We start from the raw sequence: 19009 nt of genomic DNA, 5'->3' as shown, positions 1-19009 counted from the left end.
ATCGGACGATATTGGTAGGATTGCAGATGGGGGTGCAGGGTGAGTCGGTCAACCCCTGTCGAAGGCTGGTGTCACCCTGAACTTGTTTCAGGGTCCACGGAGCCACGAGTCCGGTCCGTGCCCGTAGCGCGGTGGATGCTGAAACAAGTTCAGCATGACGGTAGCGAGGCGGGGGACGGCTCGCTACACACCGGCGCGCTTTGACGCGGGCCAGCACCAGTGTCATCAGGCCCCATGCTTTTCCCGCTCATCCGCCCCGCCCTTTTCGCGCTCGATGCGGAGCAGGCGCATGGCCTGACCATCGCGTTGCTGTCCAGATTCGCCAGTAAGCCCCCCAAAAGCGCCCCGATCCTCCGGACCACCGTCGCCGGGCTTGATTTCGCCAACCCGCTCGGGCTCGCCGCCGGGGTCGACAAGAACGGCGAAGCGATCGACGGCTTCTTCGGATTAGGCTTCGGCAGCGTCGAGATCGGCACGCTGACCCCCCTCCCGCAAGCGGGCAACCCGCGCCCGCGGCTGTTCCGCCTGGTCGAAGACGAAGCCGTCATCAACCGGATGGGGTTCAACAACGGCGGCATCCACGCCGCCCTCCCCCGCGCGAAGGCCGCGAAGCGGCGCGGGGTGCTCGGCATCAACGTCGGCGCGAACAAGGATGCGCCCGACCGGATCGCGGATTACGCCCACGGCGTCGCGGCGGCGGCACCGATCGCGGATTACGTCACGGTCAACATCTCGTCCCCCAACACGCCTGGCCTACGCGATCTCCAGCATGGCCGCGAACTGACCGACCTGCTCGCCGCCGCAGACGATGCGCGCCGGATCGGCAAGACACCCCGCCTGTTCCTCAAGGTCGCCCCCGATCTCGACGCGTCCGCGATCGACGCGATCGCGCGCGCGGCGATCGACCATCACGTCGATGCGCTGATCGTCAGCAACACGACGATCTCGCGCCCCGACCTGCGCTCGGCCAATGCGGGCGAGACGGGCGGCCTGTCGGGCGCACCGCTTGCACCGCTCGCACGCCAGCGGTTGCGCGATTTTCGCACGGCGACCGGAGGCGCGATGCCGCTGATCTCGGCAGGCGGGATCGACAGTGCGGACGAAGCCTATGCCCGCATCCGCGCCGGGGCTAGCCTGGTCCAACTGTACAGCGCGCTGGTCTATCGCGGACCGGGCCTGGCGCAGAGGATCACACATGGCCTGGCAAAGGCGCTAGAACGCGACGGTTTCACAAATGTAGCGGCTGCGGTTGGCGTCGACGGCTGATCAACGCCGCTGCCATCTGCTTGAATTCTGGTCCGAACCCACCGATGCGCTGGCGTGACCCCAGCCCGATGGATAGGGCGCGTTGATCCGCTTCGAAGGAATGGTCCGATGTCTGCACCCGAACTCATCCGCATCGCCACGCCGCATTTGTCCGCCGCGATTAATCTGCTCGGCGCGGAACTGACGCATCTTCACGACGCGGACGGCCGCGAATTGATGACCAACGCCGATCCTGCCTTCTGGGCGGGCCATGCGCCGCTGCTGTTCCCGGTCGTCGGGCGATTGAACGGCGACGTGCTGCACGTCGACGGCACCGCCTATCCGATGAAACAGCATGGCTTCGCCCGCCGCAGCCTGTTCACGCTGATCGAACACGACGCAACGCGCGCGGTGTTCCTGCTCGAGGACAATGCAGAAACTCGCGCTGCCTATCCCTTCGCTTTCGCATTGCGCGTGACCTACACGATCACCGACGCGACGCTCGCGATCGGGGTGGAGATCGAGAACCGCAACGACACCAGCCTCCCCGCGAGCTTCGGCTTCCACCCCGCCTTCGCCTGGCCTTTGCCCTACGGTCTCCCGCGCGGCGAGCACCGGATCGTCTTCGCGGAGGACGAACCCGAGGCCCTGCGCGAACTCGCGGGCAACGCCATCATCGAACAACGCCGTCCGTCCCCGCTCGACGGTCGCACGCTCGCGCTCGATGATGCATTGTTCGACCGCGATGCGCTGATCTGGGATTCGGTCCGTTCGCGCAGCGTGCTTTATGGTGCGCCGACCGGGCCGCAGCTTCGCGTCGATTTCCCCGACATGCCGATGCTCGGGATCTGGACCAAGCCGGGTGCCGCGTTCATCTGTATCGAGCCGTGGCACGGCATCGCCGACCCGGCGGGCTTCGCGGGCGACATCCGCGAGAAACCGGGCATCGTCGAGATCGCGCCGGGCGCTACGCTCGCTTGTGGGTTGCAGGTGACGTTGGAGGGCTGAGGCGCTACAGCGCAGCGATGAATCATACGTCCGACCGCCGCACCTTCGCGATCATCTCCCATCCAGACGCCGGCAAGACCACGCTGACCGAAAAGCTGCTGCTGTTCGGCGGCGCGATCCATCTTGCCGGCGAAGTCAAGGCACGCGGGCAGAACCGGCGTGCGCGTTCGGACTGGATGAAGATCGAGCAGCAGCGCGGCATCTCGGTGACGTCGTCGGTGATGACGTTCGAACGCAACGGTTTGACCTTCAACTTGCTCGACACGCCGGGCCATGAGGACTTTTCCGAAGACACCTATCGCACGCTGACCGCAGTCGACTCCGCGGTCATGGTGATCGACGCCGCGCGCGGGATCGAGGCGCAGACGCGCAAGCTGTTCGAGGTCTGCCGGTTGCGTTCGGTGCCGATCATCACCTTCGTCAACAAGGTCGATCGCGAGGGGCGCCCGCCGTTCGAACTGCTCGACGAGATTGCCGAGATGCTTCAGCTCGATGTCACGCCGATGAGCTGGCCGGTCGGGATGGGGAGCGATTTCGAGGGGGTGTACGATCTCCACGCCAACAGCCTGAGCCAGCCCGAGGGGCCGAGCCGCGAGTTCCTCGGCAAGGCGCTGAGCTTCACCGGGCTCGACGACCCCGCGCTCGCAGCGACGCTGACCCCGGCGGGGCTGCAGTTGCTCCAGGACGAGTCCGAGCTTGCACTCGGCGGTTATGGCGCGTTCGATGTCGAGGCCTATCGTGGCGGCGACCAGACCCCGGTCTATTTCGGGTCGGCACTGAAGGAGTTCGGTGTCGCCGAACTGATCGACGCGCTCGGTCGCCACGCACCCGGTCCGCGCCCGCAACCCGCCGAACCCGAGCAGGTGCTCCCCGAGCGTGCCGACGTCACCGGCTTCGTGTTCAAGGTCCAGGCGAACATGGACCCCAATCACCGCGATCGCATCGCGTTCATGCGGCTGTGTTCGGGCACCTTCAAGCGCGGCATGAAGCTGACCCCGACCGGCCACGGCAAGCCGATCGCGATTCACTCGCCGATCCTGTTCTTCGCGCGCGAGCGCGAACTGGCGGACGAGGCGTTTCCCGGCGACATCATCGGTATTCCCAACCACGGCACGCTGCGGGTGGGGGATACTTTGTCCGAGCGCGCGGACGTGCGCTTCACCGGGCTGCCCAACTTCGCGCCTGAAATCCTGCGCCGCGTCGCATTGAAGGACCCGACCAAGACCAAGCAGTTGCGCAAGGCACTCGACGACATGGCCGAAGAGGGCGTGACGCAGGTGTTCTATCCCGAAATCGGGTCGAACTGGATCATCGGGGTGGTCGGGCAGCTTCAGCTCGAGGTGCTGCTGTCGCGGCTTGAGGCGGAGTATAAGGTCGATGCGGGGCTAGAGATGGCGCCGTATGACACCGCACGATGGGTGTCGGCGGCGGATCCGGCGGATCTCAAGGCGTTCATGGACTTGAACCGCACGTCGATGGCGAAGGATCGCGACAATAACCCGGTCTATATGGCGAAGACCGCTTGGGACGTCGGCTATGTCGCGGATCGCTATCCCAAGGTCACGTTCGCGGCGACGCGCGAACGCTGAGCCTTGAAGCAATAGCCAGCGTCCGTTCGGGCTGAGCGAATTCGAAGCACCGCGCGTAAGGCAAGGGCCTTCGACTGCGCTCAGGCCGAACGGAGGCGGGTGAGTCCGGCGCGAGCGCCCTCAGGCCGCGGCGTCCTGCTCCAATGCCTCGACCAAGGCCTCGCGCACGGCGAGGATCGTGCCGTAACTCGCGGCGGGCAACGGCGCCCTGGCAACGGGACGTTTGCGCTCCGCCATCAAGGCCTGCTGCACCCCGCGAATGGTATAGCCATCCTCGTTGAGCATCTTTGCGATGCGCTGCACCAGCGCCACGTCGGTCGGACGATAATAGCGCCGGTTACCAGCGCGTTGAAGTGGCCTCAGTTGCGGGAAACGCGTTTCCCAATAGCGCAGAATATGCTGCGGCAGACCCGTATCGCGCGATAGTTCGCCGATCGTACGGTAAGCCCCTTCCGCCTTGATCGGCGGCGTTGGCATTTCAGTCATGGTAAAGCTCAGTCTGCTTCGACGATGCGATCGCGCATCATCTGGCTGGCCCGAAATGTCAGTACACGACGCGGCGCGATGGGAACTTCGATTCCCGTCTTTGGGTTGCGACCGACGCGCTCCCCCTTGTCTCGTAGGACAAAGGTCCCAAACCCCGAGATCTTCACATTCTCACCCTTCGCGAGCGATCCGCACATGTGCGACAAGATCTGTTCGACCAGTCGCGACGAGTCCGCGCGCGACAGTCCGACTTGATGATGTAGTGCTTCGGCAAGATCTGCCCGTGTCAACGTTCCTGCAGGTGCCATTCCGGTATCCCTCCCCAAGCGGCAAGGCGTTGGTCTAACACACAGAAGGTACAAACGGAAAGCTCTAGTTACAGAAGCGTAACAACGTCTGCCTCAAAAACGGACGACTGCGGCGCCCCAAGTGAAACCGCCGCCCATTGCTTCGAGCACGATCAAGTCACCCCGCTTGATCCGGCCGTCCTTTACCGCAGTGTCGAGCGCAAGTGGAACCGATGCAGCAGACGTGTTGGCATGTTGATCGACCGTGACGACGACCTTGTCGGGAGAAAGCCCCAATTTGCGCGCGGTGGCATCGAGGATCCGGGCATTGGCCTGGTGCGGTACGACCCAATCGACATCTTCGGCCGAAAGGCCACACGCTGCCAGGGTCTCGGTCATCACACCCGCCAAATTGACGACGGCGTGGCGAAACACCTCGCGGCCTTTCATGCGCACCTTGCCGACCGTTCCGGTGGTCGAGGGGCCGCCATCGACGTAGAGCAGTTCGTTATGCCGTCCGTCCGCGTGCAGACGAGTCGACAGGATTCCGCGCCCCTGCGCGCCCGCATCGCCATTGTCCTGACCTTCGAGAACGACCGCGCCGGCCCCGTCGCCAAACAGGACGCAGGTCGTGCGATCCTCCCAGTCGAGGATGCGGCTGAACGTCTCCGAACCGATCACCAGCGCACGGCGTGCCGAACCGGCGCGGATCATGCTGTCGGCGACCTGCAACGCGTAGAGGAAACCCGAACAGACCGCCGCGACGTCGAACGCCACGCAGTCGTTAATGCCCAGACTTGCTTGAACCTTGGTCGCGCTCGACGGAAAGGTCTGGTCCGGCGTCGCGGTCGCGAGTACGATCAGGTCGATGTCCTGTGCAGCCAGACCGGCAGCGCCAAGCGCGGCCCGGCACGCATCCGCCGCGAGCGTCGCAGTCGTCTCGTCTGGGGCGGCGATATGGCGGAACCGGATGCCGGTGCGCTCGACGATCCATTCGTCGGTCGTATCGACGGTTTCGGCGAGTTCCGCATTCGACACGCGCCGCGCCGGGAGGGCCGAACCGGTCCCGACGATTACCGAACGTATCATGCTGCCTTCGCCTCGAATTCACGCAAGTCCTCGACGATTCGCCGAGTCAGGTCATCCCGCACCATCTTGGCGGCGGCAGTGATCGCAGTCGCCACGCCAATCGCATTGGCGCTGCCATGACTTTTGACCACCAGCCCATTGAGGCCGAGGAAAACCGCGCCATTGTGATTGTTAGGGTCGAGATGATGCCGCAACAGGTCGGTCGCGGGCTTGGAGATCAGGAACCCGATCTTCGAACGAACTGACGACCGGAACGCCCGCTTGAGCAAGTCCGCAACGAATCGCGCGGTGCCCTCGGCGGTCTTGAGCGCGATGTTGCCGGAAAATCCGTCGCATACGATCACATCGACGTCGCCGCGCGACAGCTTGTCGCCCTCGATGAAGCCGGTGAACTGCAACGGGAGATGCGATGCATGGCGCAACGCCTGCGCCGCATCCCGGATCACGTCGGTCCCCTTCTGGTCCTCGCTGCCGATGTTGAGCAGCGCGACTCGCGGACGCGCGAGATCGAGCGAAGTGCGCGCGTACGCGGCCCCCATCACGGCAAATTGGATGAGGTTTCGTGCATCGCACTCGGTGTTGGCACCGAGATCGAGCACGACGGTATCGTTATCCCCCAGCGTCGGCATCAAACCGGCCAACGCAGGGCGATCGATTCCCGGGATCATCCGCAGCGACAGCTTCGCCATCGCCATCATCGCGCCGGTGTTGCCAGCGGAGACGCACGCGGCGGCCCTACCCTGCTTCACCAGATCGATCGCGATCCCCATCGACGTCTTCTTGGACCGGCGAATCGCCTGCGTAGGCTTTTCGCTGGACCCAACGACCTCGGGCGCATGCACGATTTCAACGTGCGGAGCGAGATCCGGATGCCGTTTGAGTTCGGCAGCGATCGCCTCCTCGTCACCGACGAGCAGGAAATGCATATCCTGGAACCGTTGGCGTGCGCGGGCGACTCCGGCCAGCACGACTGCCAGCCCTTCGTCGCCACCCATCGCGTCGATCGCGATACGGGAGCTGTTCGTCACGCTGGCAGCTCCCTGTACACGCCCGATGGCACGATCCGTTGCCGATCCCGTCAGGATCAGCCTTCGACCGAGACGATCTCGCGGCCGTTATAATGGCCGCACGCCGTGCAGAGGTTATGCGGACGCTTCAGTTCGCCGCAGTTCGGGCATTCCTGAAACGACGCAATGGTCAGCGAGTCGTGCGAACGACGCATGCCGCGCTTGGACGGCGTGGTTTTTCTTTTTGGGACGGCCATTTCGGCGAAACCTTATACTTGTCTAAACCGGTGCGATAAGCCCGAACCAGGTACGACGCAATCGACGTCATGGTCGACCGCGCAAGCGGCACCGGCGGCCAGACATCTCGCGAAGATGGCGGGCTATAGCGATTCTGCGCGGCGTTGCAAGCGCTGCCCGCGCGTGCGACGGGTTCGATCTGCGAATAAGGGGACAATTTGCGATGATATCCGGTTCAGACATGACGATCTCGCTCGCAACCGCGGGCGCTGCGGCGATTATCAACCTCTGGCTTGCGATTCGCATCGGGGCGGTCCGGACCAAGTCGAAGGTCATGATCGGCGATGGCGGCAACGAAATGCTGATTCGCCGGATGCGCGCTCAAGCCAATTTTGTCGAATACGCGCCTTTCATCCTGATCCTGATCGCCCTGATCGAGTTCACATCGGGCAGCTCGTGGTGGTTGTGGGCGGCAAGCGCCGCCTTCCTGATCGCGCGCATTCTGCACGCGCTGGGGATGGATGGCCTGAAGATCGGGCGGATGATCGGGACGATCGTGACCTTTGGCTTGCTGCTCGGGCTTGGCGGCTATGCCATCGCGGTGCCGCTGATGGGGCATCCTGCCACGCATGTCGTGGCGCCGAGCGTGGCCCCGGCGGGCTAAAGACTACGTTGTCCCGATCGGAAATCTGAGCGGTCGCGGGTATTCCCGCTCGACCGCTCAGGCCGACCGTGGCTCAGGCCGCCAGTGCGGCGTCGCTGACGAACATGTTGGTAGCCCGCTCGTGCGCGATCGTGCTTGCCGGGCCGTGGCCGGGCAGGAACGTCGTCTCATCGCCCAGCGGCCATAGTTTCGTGACGATCGATTCGATCAGTTGTGGATGGCTGCCGCGTGGAAAATCAGTTCGTCCGACCGATCCGGCGAACAGCACGTCGCCGACGATCGCGAGCTTCGATGGGGCATGGTGGAAAATGACGTGCCCCGGCGTGTGCCCCGGCGTTTCGTAAACGTCGAGCACGAGATCGCCGACGGTCACCGTATCCCCTTCGACCAGCCAGCGGTCGGGTTCGAAATTGATCCCCGGAATGCCGTATTGCGCCCCACTCTCGGACAGGGTCGCGGTCAGGAAGCGGTCCTCTTCGTGCGGCCCCTCGATCGCTACGCCATATTCGTCCGCAAGCGGCTTCGCCTCGCCACAATGGTCGATGTGGCCGTGCGTCAGGATGACCTTTTCGATCGTCACGCCGTGCTGCGCCGCCGCCGCGCGCAATTTGGGCAGGTCGCCGCCGGGATCGACGAACGCACCGCGCATCGTCGCCGTACACCATAATAACGTGCAATTCTGTTGCAGCGGCGTAACCGGGACAATCGCTGCGCGGAGGGGTGGAATGCTCATCACCGATGGATAGGGTGCTGGAGCAAGTCGGGCAAGGATCCGCTAGCCTCGCACAAAGACCGTACGCCGGGGGTTGCCCCGGACGCGCCAAGCGGGGCATCTGGCAACCAGCCATGCTCAGTCTTCAAACCAAGCCCTTCGTATTGCTCGACGATGCCCGCGCAGACGGGGCGCCGGCCCGTCTGTATGTTGAGCCAGTTCGGATTCTTACGGCACAGACCCTGAACGAGATCGACGCGGTCCTGATGGCGCTGCGCGAGGCCCGCAAGGCCGGGCTCGATGCCGTGGGCTATTTTGCTTATGATGCCGCGGCCGCGTTCGACCCCGCACTCGGTCGAGTGGCTCCGGAGGGAGACGTATCGCTCCCGCTGGCGTGGTTCGGGCTGTTTAACGGCTATCGCACGATCGCGCCCGAAGACGTTCCCGGTTTGCTCCCCGACCCCGCCGGTGCGTGGAACGCGCCCCCCGAACCCGAGATTGCACTCTCGACCTACGACTCGCAGTTTGCGGCGGTGCTAGCGGAAATCGTCGCGGGCGGATTGTATCAGGCGAACCTCACCTATCGTGCGCGGATGCGGGTCCACGGCGACCCGTTGTCGCTCTACGCCCGGCTGCGGACGCGGGCGGGGGCCGGGTTCGGCGCGTTGATCGATACCGGCGACGCGACGATCCTGTCGCTGTCGCCTGAACTGTTCTTCGCGCTGGAGGGGGATCGGCTGACCTGTCGCCCGATGAAGGGCACGGCGCGGCGCGAAGCTGGTTACGCCACGGATGCCGCAGCCGCCGCCGCGCTCACGCAGGACCCCAAGCAACGCGCCGAGAACCTGATGATCGTCGATCTGATGCGCAACGATCTGGCGCGAATCGCCCGCCCCGGGTCGGTCGCCGTGCCGAGCCTGTTCGCGGTCGAGAGTTATCCCACCGTTCATCAGATGGTTTCCACCGTCACCGCAGACCTTGCGGCAGGCTCTGATGCGGTCGACGTGCTCGCGGCGCTCTTCCCGTGCGGGTCGATCACGGGCGCCCCCAAGATCGCCGCGATGCACGCCATCGCCCGGATCGAAGCCAGCCCGCGCGGGCTCTATACCGGCACGATCGCTCGCTTCGATGCGACCGGCGATGCGATGGCGAACGTTGCGATCCGGACCGTCGCGTGGCGCAAGGGTGCCGACACCGCAGACCTGGGCGCCGGCGGTGGGATCGTCGCCGATTCGAGTCCCGCGGCGGAATGGGACGAGGCGAAGGCCAAACTCGCGTTTCTGACGCACGACGTCCGGCGCTTCGACCTGATCGAGACGATGGCCTTCGACCCATACCAGGGTCTGTTGCTGCTGGAGACGCATCTCGCGCGCCTGGCGGAAAGTGCGCGCACGTTCGACTTCGCCTTCGACCGGCATATCGCGCGCAACGAGTTGCAGGCCGCGACCTTCCGGTTGCGGACCGCCGCGCGCGTGCGGCTCGTGCTGTCGCCGAGCGGGGCCGTCGCAGTCGAAATCGGCGCGATGCCCGCCGTGCTCGCCGAACCGGTCAGCGTGGAGGTCGTGCCCCTGCCGGTCGCCCCGGCGGACATCCGACTGCGCCACAAAACGAGCGACCGAAGCTTCTACGATACCGCGCGACGAGACTCCGACTGTTTCGAGGTCGTGTTCGAACGCCCGGACGGCCGGTTGACCGAAGGAAGCTTCACCTCGCTGTTCGTGCCGCGCGGGGATGTGCTGGTAACCCCTCCGCTCGCCGACGGATTGTTGCCGGGGGTGTTGCGCGCCGACTTGCTGGCGAGCGGTCGCGCGGTGGAAGGGCATCTCACCCATGCGGACCTGACGAACGAATTTTTCATCGGCAACGCGCTTCGCGGACTGATTCGTGCGCGACGAACGGTTGCGGCGTCGCGCTTCGCACGATAAGCGCTCGCGCGTCCGTTGCCACCCGACCAAGGCTCATTGCTATGAATCCCTCCGCCGCGCTCAACCGTATCAAGCCGTCGCCGACGCTTGCCATCACGTCGCGGGTGCAGGAATTGAAGCGCGCGGGCGTCGACGTGATCGGCCTGGGGGCGGGCGAGCCCGATTTCGACACCCCCGATTTCGTCAAGGAAGCCGCGATCAAGGCGATCCGTGACGGCCAGACCAAGTACACCAACGTCGACGGCACGCCCGAGTTGAAGGCTGCCATCGTCGCAAAATTCGCGCGCGACAACGGCCTGACCTACGCGACCGACCAGGTCACCGTGAACGTCGGCGGCAAGCACACGCTGTTCAACGCGATCGTCGCCACGGTCGAGGCAGGTGACGAAGTCATCGTCCCCGCGCCGTATTGGGTCAGCTACCCCGACGTCGTGCTGTTCGCGGGCGGCACGCCGGTGTTCGTCGCGGCCGGCCCCGCACAAGGGTACAAACTGCTCCCCGAGCAGCTCGAAGCGGCGATCACGCCCAAGACCAAGTGGGTCATCCTCAACTCGCCGTCTAACCCGACCGGCGCCGCCTATACCGCTGCCGAATTGAAGGCGCTCGGCGACGTGCTCGAACGGCACCCGCACGTCTGGATCTTCTCGGACGATATGTACGAGCACATCCTGTACGACGGTTTCGACTTCGCGACGATCGCGCAGGTCTGCCCGTCGCTCTACGAGCGCACGCTCACCGTCAACGGCTGCTCCAAGGCCTATGCGATGACCGGCTGGCGGATCGGCTATGCGGGTGGAGCATCGTGGTTGATCAAGGCGATGGCCAAGCTCCAGTCGCAATCGACCAGCAACCCCTGCTCGATCGCGCAGGCCGCGGCGGTCGCGGCGCTCAACGGCGACCAGTCATTCCTCAAGGAGCGCGCGGCGGCGTTCCAGGTGCGGCGCGACCTCGTCGTCGGCATGCTCAACGCTGCCGAAGGCATCACTTGCCCCAAGCCCGACGGCGCCTTCTACGTCTATCCCGAATTCTCCGCACTGATCGGCAAGTCGACTCCATCGGGCAAGCTGATCGACACGGACGAAGCGATGGTCGCCTATCTGCTCGACGACGCGAAGGTCGCGGCGGTGCAGGGCGCGGCGTTCGGCCTGTCGCCCGCGATGCGGATTTCCTACGCGACGTCGGATGCGTTGCTCACGTCGGCATGCGAGCGGATCCAGGCGGCGTGCGCCGCCTTGAGGTGAACCGCAGCCGAAACGATCGTTCAGCTTTCGGCAACGCTGAGTTTGCGAATTATCTCTTGTCGCGGTGCAGCATCAGGACGATGTGAGCCGTGACGCGATGGGCACTTTTGCCGTTGCGAAGAGGTAAGACGATGCGCAGCATCCTGAAGTCGGATTTCGTTTGGCAGTTCGTTGGCGGTTTCGCGCTGGGCGCGATCGCGCTTGTGACGCTGCATCCTGTCGAAGGTGCGCATGCCGCTACGCGCACGCAGGTTGCCGCGACGCGCTGAGCTTTTTGCGTCGTTCCCACAAACAGTAACCCCGTCATTCCCGCGAAGGCGGGAAACCATTGATACTAGCGGCTTATAAGACGGGCACCGCCAGCCAGTATGGATCCCCGCCTTCGCGGGGATAACGGAAGTGGCGGGGATGACGGTGTGAGGAGAGGGGACGACCCCCTTACCCTTCCAGACTCTTCGACGCCTGTTCGAACATGTCCTTAGACAGCCCCGGCGTTGCCACGATCCGCTCCAGTTCCGCCCGCATCAACCCGGCCCGCGCCGAATCGAACCGCCGCCAACGCCCGAGCGGCGGAATCAGCTTCGCCGCCGTCTGCGGATTGAGCTTGTCGAGCGCGATCAGCTGGTCCGCCAGGAACCGATAGCCCGCCCCCGACGCCGCGTTGAACGCGCGCTGATTGACCCCGAACGCGCCGATCAACGCCCGCGCGCGGTTGGGATTGGCCAGCGTGAAGTCGCGGTGCCGCGACAGCGCCTCGACCGCCGCGCCGGTATCGTCGCGCGGCGCCATCGCCTGTACCGAGAACCACTTGTCGAGCACCAGCGCATTGTCGCTGTAGCGGTTGTAGAAAATGTCGAGTGCGGGCTCGCGCTGCGGCGCATCCCCGCCGACCAGCGTCGCGAGCGCGCTTTGCCGGTCGGTCATGTTGTCCGCCGCCTCGAACTGCGCAAACGCGAGGTCGCCCGCATCCACCGCGCCCGATGCCGCGATATACCCCAGCGCGACCGCCTTGAGCCGTCGCTGGCCCTTCGCTTCGGGCGAATAGACATAGCCGCCGTCGCTTTGCGAGCGGTCATACGCTTCGCGCCATTGCTGCTCGAGCCCGCGCCCGATGTCGCGCCGCAGCGCCTCGCGCGCACGGAAGATCGCCTCGGGATCGACGATCGCCAACTGATCGCCGATGAAGCTCTCCGATGGCAGCAGCACTGCCTCAGCGATGAAAGCGGCATCGAGCGCTGCATCCGCAAGCGTTCCCCGCACCGCCGCAACCACGGCGGCATGATCCGCGCGACCGTTCGATGCACCCTCGACCAGCGTGTCGAGCATCAACTGCTGCAGCGCTTCGTAGCGCGCGAACGGATCGTCGTCATGCGCGCCGAGAAACGCGAGGTCTTCGGCGGTCCGGTCGGTCGCAATGATGGCAGGGGCGGAAAAGCCCCGGTTGATCGACAGGACGGGCCGCTCGGTGACGGTCTCGAACACGATCGTCTGCTCGGCATCGGTCAGCAGGATCGTCTGCTCGTCGGTCAGCGCATGGCCGGTCTCCGCGCCGAACAGCTTGATCTTGAGCGGAAGCACGACCGGAAGCTTGTCAGCTTGCCCCGGCGTCGGCGGGGTGCGCTGCGTCAGCACCAGCTCGGCGCGCGCCGAGCCCAGATGGTGGGTCAACGACGCCGTGACGCGCGGGGTGCCCGCCTGCCCGTACCAGTTGCGGAATTGCTTGAGATCGACCCCGCTCGCGTCCTCGAGGCTCGCCACGAAGTCCTCGCAGGTCGCCGCCGTCCCGTCGAACCGGTCGAAATACAGATCGGTGCCCGAACGGAACCGCTCCGCGCCCAGCATCGTCGCGAGCATCCGGATGATCTCGGCGCCCTTGTTATAGATCGTCGCGGTGTAGAAGTTCGAGATTTCCTGATACGCATCGGGGCGGATCGAATGCGCGAGCGGCCCGGCGTCCTCCGGGAATTGCGCCGCGCGAAGCCCACGCACGTCCTCGATCCGCTTGACCGCCGCCGAGCCCTGGTCGGCGGAGAAGGTCTGGTCGCGGTAAACCGTGAAGCCTTCCTTCAGCGACAGCTGGAACCAGTCGCGGCAGGTGACGCGGTTGCCCGACCAGTTGTGGAAATACTCGTGCGCCACGACCGCGGCGATCGCGTCGTAATCGTAATCGGTCGCGGTGTCGGGGTCCGCCAGGATGTAGCGGCTGTTGAAGACGTTGAGCCCCTTATTCTCCATCGCGCCGAAGTTGAAGTCGTCGACCGCGACGATGTTGAACACGTCGAGGTCATATTCGCGGCCATAGACCCGCTCGTCCCACGCCATCGACGTCTTGAGCGCATCGAGCGCATGATGCGTGCGCTGCAGATCGCCCTCGCGAACCCAGATGCCGAGCTCGACCGTCCGGCCCGAGCTGGTGACGAACGTGCCCCGGTTGACGGCGAGATCGCCCGCGACCAGCGCGAAGAGATAGCACGGCTTGGGGAAGGGATCGTTCCACTCCGCCCAATGCCGCGCGTCGCCTGCGTCGCCCTGCGCGACGGGATCGCCGTTCGCGAGCAGCACCGGATAGCGCGCCTTGTCCGCGGTCATCCGCACGCTGTAGCGGCTGAGCACGTCGGGGCGATCGGGGAAGAAGGTGATGCGGCGGAAGCCCTCCGCCTCGCACTGGGTGCAGAGATTGCCGCCCGAAGCGTAGAGCCCCATCAGCTGCGTGTTCCGATCGGGTGCGATCTCGACGACCGTCTCGACGACATGCGACGCGCCGGTCAGCGGCAGCACGAGCGCGCCGTCCTCGATCACCCATTCGTTGATCGCGACGCCGTCCACCATCACCGACAGCAGCGTCTGCCCTTCGCCGTCGAGCCGCAGCGGGCGATGATGCGCATCGCTGCGTTCCACCGTCAGCGTCGCGCGAACCTGCGTCCGCGCCGGGTCCAGATCGAAATCGAGCGAGATCTCGGGCACTTGCCAGTCCGGCGGCGTGTAATCCGCGCGACGAGTGACGTGCGGTTGGGCGAGGCTGGTCTGGATATCGAGCATGGTCAAAGATGTAGGCAGCGGAATGCCGCCATGCCACCGAAATCGCCTGCGCTACCCGCTTGCCTCCCGCCGCGCCGCTGCTACCCCGAGGGAATGATGCACAAAGCCCTTCTCGCGGTCCTCGCCACGCTGGTCCTCGCGCCCGCCACCTCTGCGCAAACCGCACCCGCGGCCTTGCCCGACGATCAGGCGCAGATGAAGGCGCATGTCCTGTTCCTCGCCTCGGACGCGATGCGCGGGCGCGAGGCGGCGAGCCCCGAATATGCCATCGCGGCGGAATATGTCGCGGCGCAATTCTTCGCGGCAGGGCTGGTCCCCGCCGGGCAGGACGGCGGCTATCTCCAGAAGGTCCCGCTCGTCGCCTATCGCGCCGCCGACCACGGCGACATCGTGCTGACGCGCAAGGGGTCCGGCCCGCAACCGCTGCTGTTCGGGGACGATTTCACCCCCGGCGCGGTCGCGGGTGCGGCGCGGACCACGCTCGATGCGCCGGTGGTGTTCGTCGGGCACGGGATCGTCGCGCCGCGTTACAAGCGCGACGATTATGCCGGCGTCGACGTGCGCGGCAAGATCGTCGCCTTCTTTGCGGGCGCGCCGGCCAGCTTCCAGAGCGAGGAACGCGCGCATTTCCAGAGCGGCGCGACCAAGGCGGCGATCGCCGCGGCGCATGGCGCGGTCGGTACGATCCTGCTGACACCCGCCGCGCTGCCCCCCGCAGGCGGCGCCTGGGATCGCGCGCGGACGACCTGGGCCAAGGCGGACGGCACCGGCGACATGACCGGCGCACCGCAGCTCGCGACGCTCAGCGCGACCGGCGCGGCGAAACTGTTCGCGGGCGCGCGAACGCCGTGGAAGACAATCCTGGCCAAGAGCACCGACGCCGAGGCGCGCTTCACCGCCGACCCCCTCGGCGCGAGCCTTGCGGTCGCGTTGCGGACGAGCTTCGAGCCCGGCACCAGCGCGAATGTTGCGGGCATGATCCGCGGCAGCGACCCCACGCTTGGCAAGGAAGTCGTCGTGCTGTCCGCGCATCTCGACCATCTCGGGGTCAAGGCCGAGGGCAAGGGCGACCTGATCTACAATGGCGCGGAGGACAATGCGGTCGGGATCGCCGCGCTGATCGAGGAAGCGAAACGCTTCAAGGCGTCAGGCAAGCCGCCGCGCCGCTCGATCCTGTTCCTCGCGGTCACCGCCGAGGAAAAGGGTCTGGTCGGCTCGGACTATTTCGCGCGCCACCCGACCGTGCCGATCAAGAGCATCGTCGCCGACGTCAATCTCGACATGCCGATCCTGTCCTATCCGTTCGAGGACATGACCGTGTTCGGCGCGGATCGCTCGACGCTGGGACCGATCGTCGCGAAGGCGGTGGGCACGCTCGGGGTGACGATGTCGCCCGATCCCGACCCGGCGCAGGGGATCTTCGTCCGCTCGGATCATTACCGCTTCGTCCAGCAAGGCGTGCCGTCGGTATTCCTGTGGCCGGGGCAGAAGGGTCCGGGCAAGGCCGCGACCGCGGAGTTCTTCGCGCACCGCTACCACCAGGTGTCAGACGACCTGTCGCAACCGATCGACTGGGCGCAGGGCATCCGCTTCGTCAACGCCAACTACGCGATCGCGCGCGAGATCGCCGATGGCGATGCCCGACCGCGGTGGAACAAGGGCGACTTCTTCGGGCTGCTGTACAACGGCTACGGCGCAAAGTGACGGGTCGAACCGGGCCAACCGCTAGAGTTTGATGCCCTGCCCTCTTCCCGTTCCGTGAGAAGCCCCAAACAGCGCTAGCCCGCGCGGTCCTGCAACAACGCGTCCGCGCTGCTCATCGGTGCGAGCGCACTCCGCGCCGAGACGGTCAGCGTCACCGCGAGGTCCATCACGACATTCCCCATCGTGCGGAAGATATCGGGGATCGTCTCGACCGCGACGAGCAACCCGAGCGGCGCGACCGGCACCCCCAGCGTCACCGCGATCGGCGCGATCGCGCCGATGAAGCTGATCTGTCCGGGCAGGCTGACCGACCCCAGCGACGTCAGCACCGCGACCGCGGTCGCCGCGCACAGCGTGGCGAAGCTGACCTCGACGCCGAACCAGTTCGCCACATAGACCGCAACCGCAAGGTTCATCGCTGGCCCCGTCGCACGCAGCATCGCCACTGCGATCGGCAGGACGACGCCCGAAGTCGCCACCGGCACGCCCATGTCCTCCGAACTGCGCAACATCGCTGGCAGGCTGGCGAGCGAGGATTGCGTGCTCATCGCCACCGCCAGCACGGGCGCCGCACCACGCACGAACCGGGTCAACGCGATGCGCCCGCCCAATATCGCGATTGGGAAGGCGAACAGCGACACCACCACCCCGACGCTCGACACGGTGACGATGTAATGCAGCAAAGCGCCGACCGCGGCGGTCCCGGTCTTCGCGGCGACCGTCACCGCGAGCGCAAACACGCCGATCGGCGCGATCCAGATGATCCAGCCGATCACCACCAGCATCGTGTCGCGGATCGCCGAGAAGAAGGTGATCAGCAACGCCCGCGGCTCGGGCGCGATCCGGGCGAGCGCAAAGGCGAACACCAAGGCGAACAGGATCAGCGACAGGAACCCGCCGTTCGCCGCCGCCGCGACGACGTTGCTCGGCACCATCCCGACCAGGAATTCACCAAGCGGCTGGACCGGACCCGCCGGCGCCGTACCCGCCAGCGCGGCGCGCAGCGCGACACCCGACGCGGCGGGCATCGGCGCGAGGTTCAGGAACAGCGGCGTCAGGATGGCCGCCATCACCGCGCTGAACACCATGACGCACAGGATCACCCCGATCGCGCGCGCCGCCACCGCGCCGCTGCGCGCCGCCTCAGCGGTCGCGGCGATCCCGGTGACGAGCAGCGAGAACACCAGTGGCAGCACCGTCATCTGCAACGCGTTGAGCCACGCGGTCCCGATCGGTCCGGCGATCTCCACCGTCAGCGCCACTGCCCCCGGCGCCCAGCCCGCCAGCGCGGCGCCGACGGCAAGCCCGAGGATGAGCGACAACAGGATACGGCTGGATTGCGACATGCAAGCCCTTTTTGAAGATGCGCGGTCCGTTTTGGCCGCTTATGAGTGCAACGCACATAACCGAACGGATGCGCGCGTAATGGCAAGAAAATATTTCGGTACCGACGGAATTCGCGGCCTCACCAACACCGCCCCGATGACCGCGGCGATGGCGATGCAGGTCGGCATGGCGGCGGGCGCGCACTTCCGCCGCGGCGAGCACCGCCACCGTGTCGTGATCGGCAAGGACACCCGCCTGTCGGGCTACATGCTCGAATCCGCGATGGTTGCGGGGTTCACCAGCGTGGGGATGGACGTGGTGCTGCTCGGTCCGATGCCGACCCCCGCGGTCGCGATGCTCACGCAATCGATGCGCGCCGACCTCGGCGTGATGATCTCGGCGAGCCACAATCCGTATGCCGACAACGGCATCAAATTGTTCGGTCCGGACGGCTACAAGCTGTCGGACGCGGACGAGACGGCGATCGAGGCGCTGATCGACGGTGCCATCCCGCTCAGCCCCGCCCCCGAAATCGGCCGCGCGCGGCGCGTCGACGATGCGCAGGGGCGCTACATCCATTTCGCCAAATCGACCTTCCCGGAGAACCTGCGCCTCGACGGGATGAAGATCGTCGTCGATTGCGCGAACGGCGCGGCCTACCGCGTCGCACCCACCGCGCTGTGGGAACTCGGCGCGGACGTCGTGGCGATCGGCGTGACGCCCAACGGCAAGAACATCAACGACGGGGTCGGATCGACCGCCCCCAAGACGCTGTGTGACACGGTGGTCGAGACCGGCGCGCAGCTCGGCATCGCGCTGGATGGCGACGCCGACCGGCTGATCGTGGTCGATGAAAAGGGCCATGTCGTCGACGGTGACCAGCTGATGGCGACGATCGCGAGCAGCTGGGCGCGCACCGGGCGCCTCAAGGGCGGCGGGCTGGTCGCGACGGTCATGTCCAACCTCGGGCTCGAACGCCATCTCGCGACGCAGGGGATCGGGCTGATCCGCACCAAGGTCGGCGACCGCCACGTCCTCGAGGCGATGCGCGCACAGGGGTACAATGTCGGTGGCGAGCAGTCCGGGCACATCATCCTGTCCGACTATGCGACGACCGGCGACGGGCTCGTCGCAGCGCTCCAGATCCTCGCAGAACTGGCGCGGTCCGGCGTGCCAGCAAGCGAATTGCTCCACCGCTTCGAACCGCTCCCGCAATTGCTCAAGAACGTCCGCTTCGCGGGCGGCAAGCCGCTCGAGGCGGAATCGGTCAAGGCGGTGATCGCCGACGCCGAGGCCGAGCTCAGGGGCAAGGGCCGCCTGGTGATCCGCCCCTCGGGCACCGAACCCGTCATCCGCGTGATGGCGGAAGGCGACGACGCCGCACAAGTCGAAGCGGTGGTCGACCGGATCTGCGACGCGGTGCGGACCGCGGCGGGGTAATGCGATTCCC

17 protein-coding genes are annotated in these 19009 nt (G+C 66.0%); 9 read left to right on the top strand and 8 right to left on the bottom strand.

All coding sequences use genetic code 11. The features are described 5' to 3' along the window. Positions 1-234: 234 nt before the first annotated feature. The 3 genes from QBJ92_RS17290 (at position 235) to QBJ92_RS17280 (ending at position 3842) form a co-directional block, all read left to right on the top strand. Positions 235-1266, top strand: coding sequence for a quinone-dependent dihydroorotate dehydrogenase (locus tag QBJ92_RS17290; RefSeq protein ID WP_277970934.1), 1032 nt, complete (start codon positions 235-237; stop codon positions 1264-1266). Positions 1267-1374: 108 nt separating this feature from the next. Beyond that, complete coding sequence (locus QBJ92_RS17285) at positions 1375-2253, top strand: aldose 1-epimerase family protein (protein WP_277970933.1); 879 nt, start codon at positions 1375-1377, stop codon at positions 2251-2253. Between the two features lie 17 nt (positions 2254-2270). Next, positions 2271-3842 carry a peptide chain release factor 3 gene (locus QBJ92_RS17280; RefSeq protein ID WP_277970932.1) on the top strand — a complete coding sequence of 524 codons (1572 nt, stop codon included), beginning with the start codon at positions 2271-2273 and terminating at the stop codon, positions 3840-3842. A gap of 120 nt (positions 3843-3962) precedes the next feature. On the opposite strand, the gene QBJ92_RS17275 is transcribed toward QBJ92_RS17280, so the two are convergent. From QBJ92_RS17275 to rpmF, 5 genes are all read right to left on the bottom strand, one after another. Then, positions 3963-4328 carry a MerR family transcriptional regulator gene (locus QBJ92_RS17275; RefSeq protein ID WP_277970931.1) on the bottom strand — a complete coding sequence of 122 codons (366 nt, stop codon included), beginning with the start codon at positions 4326-4328 and terminating at the stop codon, positions 3963-3965. An 8-nt stretch (positions 4329-4336) separates the two neighbouring features. Then, positions 4337-4636 (bottom strand): integration host factor subunit alpha, encoded by a 300-nt coding sequence (locus tag QBJ92_RS17270; protein WP_277970930.1) that lies wholly within the window; start codon positions 4634-4636, stop codon positions 4337-4339. Positions 4637-4729: 93 nt separating this feature from the next. After that, positions 4730-5704 (bottom strand): beta-ketoacyl-ACP synthase III, encoded by a 975-nt coding sequence (locus QBJ92_RS17265; protein WP_277970929.1) that lies wholly within the window; start codon positions 5702-5704, stop codon positions 4730-4732. Then, positions 5701-6732 (bottom strand): phosphate acyltransferase PlsX, encoded by a 1032-nt coding sequence (gene plsX, locus QBJ92_RS17260; protein ID WP_277970928.1) that lies wholly within the window; start codon positions 6730-6732, stop codon positions 5701-5703. Before plsX ends, QBJ92_RS17265 begins: the two co-directional genes overlap by 4 nt. A 56-nt stretch (positions 6733-6788) precedes the next feature. Next, entirely contained in the window at positions 6789-6968 is a 180-nt protein-coding gene (gene rpmF / locus QBJ92_RS17255; RefSeq protein WP_277970927.1) for a 50S ribosomal protein L32, read from the bottom strand. Positions 6969-7189: 221 nt separating this feature from the next. Here rpmF and QBJ92_RS17250 point away from each other — a divergent pair, with 221 nt between their 5' ends. Then, positions 7190-7612, top strand: coding sequence for an MAPEG family protein (locus QBJ92_RS17250; protein ID WP_277970947.1), 423 nt, complete (start codon positions 7190-7192; stop codon positions 7610-7612). Between the two features lie 73 nt (positions 7613-7685). Here QBJ92_RS17250 and QBJ92_RS17245 read toward each other — a convergent pair whose 3' ends face one another. Next, complete coding sequence (locus QBJ92_RS17245; protein WP_277970926.1) at positions 7686-8345, bottom strand: MBL fold metallo-hydrolase; 660 nt, start codon at positions 8343-8345, stop codon at positions 7686-7688. A 113-nt stretch (positions 8346-8458) separates the two neighbouring features. Here QBJ92_RS17245 and pabB point away from each other — a divergent pair, with 113 nt between their 5' ends. From pabB to QBJ92_RS17230, 3 genes are all read left to right on the top strand, one after another. Then, entirely contained in the window at positions 8459-10249 is a 1791-nt protein-coding gene (pabB, locus tag QBJ92_RS17240; RefSeq protein WP_277970925.1) for an aminodeoxychorismate synthase component I, read from the top strand. Positions 10250-10290: 41 nt separating this feature from the next. Next, positions 10291-11490, top strand: coding sequence for a pyridoxal phosphate-dependent aminotransferase (locus QBJ92_RS17235; protein WP_277970924.1), 1200 nt, complete (start codon positions 10291-10293; stop codon positions 11488-11490). Positions 11491-11621: 131 nt separating this feature from the next. Further along, positions 11622-11759: a hypothetical protein gene (locus QBJ92_RS17230; RefSeq protein WP_277970923.1), complete on the top strand. Its 138-nt coding sequence runs from the start codon at positions 11622-11624 to the stop codon at positions 11757-11759. Between the two features lie 169 nt (positions 11760-11928). On the opposite strand, the gene pepN is transcribed toward QBJ92_RS17230, so the two are convergent. Next, on the bottom strand, positions 11929-14529 hold the full coding sequence (gene pepN, locus QBJ92_RS17225) for an aminopeptidase N (protein WP_277970946.1): 2601 nt from the start codon (positions 14527-14529) through the stop codon (positions 11929-11931). Positions 14530-14625: 96 nt separating this feature from the next. On the opposite strand from pepN, the gene QBJ92_RS17220 reads away from it, so the two are divergent. Further along, a complete protein-coding gene (locus QBJ92_RS17220) occupies positions 14626-16233 on the top strand; it encodes a M28 family peptidase (RefSeq protein ID WP_277970922.1) in 1608 nt (535 codons plus the stop codon). Positions 16234-16307: 74 nt separating this feature from the next. Here QBJ92_RS17220 and QBJ92_RS17215 read toward each other — a convergent pair whose 3' ends face one another. Next, a complete protein-coding gene (locus QBJ92_RS17215) occupies positions 16308-17579 on the bottom strand; it encodes a dicarboxylate/amino acid:cation symporter (protein ID WP_277970921.1) in 1272 nt (423 codons plus the stop codon). A gap of 79 nt (positions 17580-17658) precedes the next feature. Here QBJ92_RS17215 and glmM point away from each other — a divergent pair, with 79 nt between their 5' ends. Continuing rightward, positions 17659-18999: a phosphoglucosamine mutase gene (gene glmM, locus QBJ92_RS17210; protein WP_277970920.1), complete on the top strand. Its 1341-nt coding sequence runs from the start codon at positions 17659-17661 to the stop codon at positions 18997-18999. Positions 19000-19009: the final 10 nt, after the last annotated feature.

The organism is Sphingomonas echinoides, assembly GCF_029623395.1.
Classification (GTDB): Bacteria; Pseudomonadota; Alphaproteobacteria; order Sphingomonadales; family Sphingomonadaceae; genus Sphingomonas; species Sphingomonas echinoides_A.
Note: the sequence above shows the minus strand (reverse complement) of the source record. Positions and strands in the feature narration are given on the sequence as shown.